A 1,010-nucleotide genomic window follows, 5' to 3' on the forward strand; every position below is an offset into this window, starting at 1 on the left:
AATGGGGCTGGTATGTACTCGACCCGTCAACGGAACAAGGGATAACCAACCTGAAGTTTTTAGTCGCGGGGTTTAATGACACCATTCAAGTGTCACTCTTGAGTATGTGTTTTGCCATGACACTTGGTCTGCTGATTGCGTTGCCTGCACTTTCTCGCTCACCAACGCTCAAATGGATGAATCGCATCTACGTTGAGGTGATCCGCTCAATCCCAGTATTGGTGTTGCTCTTATGGGTTTACTACGGCATGCCAGCGCTGCTCGATGTCTCTCTCAATCATTTTTGGGCGGGGGTAATTGCACTGACCATTGCTGAAAGTGCGTTTATGGCAGAAGTATTTCGCGGTGGGATTCAAGCGATCAACCGAGGTCAGCATGAAGCGGCAGAATCACTTGGTTTGAATTATTGGCAGAAGATGCGCTTGGTGATTCTTCCGCAAGCATTTCGACAAATTTTACCGCCGTTAGGGAATCAGTTTGTCTACATCCTCAAAATGAGCTCTCTGGTGAGCGTTATCGGTTTAAGTGACTTAACGAGACGTGCCAACGAGTTAGTGGTGAATGAGTACTTACCGTTAGAAATTTATACCTTCTTGGTTCTGGAGTACTTGTTACTCATTCTATTCGTTTCTCAAACAGTACGTTGGTTAGAAAAGCGTATCGCGATTCCCAGTTACTGATACTTGCACTCAAAACGACAAAGCCGCTCTCACTGGAGCGGCTTTGAGAATTTAGCTTTTAAGCTCAGGTAACGCTTACTTTTGCTTAACTGGACGTTGCCAACCAGTGATCTTACGCTCTTTAACGCGAGTGATCACTAACTCACCCTCTTCCACGTCTTTAGTTAGTGTGGTACCAGCGCCGATAGTGGCACCATCAGCAATAGTGACAGGTGCCACCAGCTGGCTATCAGAGCCAACAAACACGTCGTTACCAATGATGGTCTTGAACTTATTTGCGCCATCGTAGTTACACGTAATCGTGCCCGCACCGATATTAGTGCGTTGGCC

The 1,010-nt window shown here is 46.7% G+C and carries 2 protein-coding genes; one reads left to right on the forward strand and one right to left on the reverse strand.

Annotated features, from left to right (window positions below; all coding sequences use genetic code 11):
- A partial coding sequence (locus tag R7F67_RS25080) for an amino acid ABC transporter permease (RefSeq protein ID WP_318057567.1) occupies positions 1–680 on the forward strand: 680 nt, incomplete at its 5' end.
- A 75-nt stretch (positions 681–755) separates the two neighbouring features.
- On the opposite strand, the gene R7F67_RS25085 is transcribed toward R7F67_RS25080, so the two are convergent.
- The coding region (locus R7F67_RS25085) for a DapH/DapD/GlmU-related protein (protein WP_276397070.1) at positions 756–1,010 on the reverse strand (255 nt) is incomplete at its 5' end.

It is taken from the genome of Vibrio sp. YT-17, from assembly GCF_033337375.1.
Lineage (GTDB): Bacteria > Pseudomonadota > Gammaproteobacteria > Enterobacterales > Vibrionaceae > Vibrio > Vibrio alginolyticus.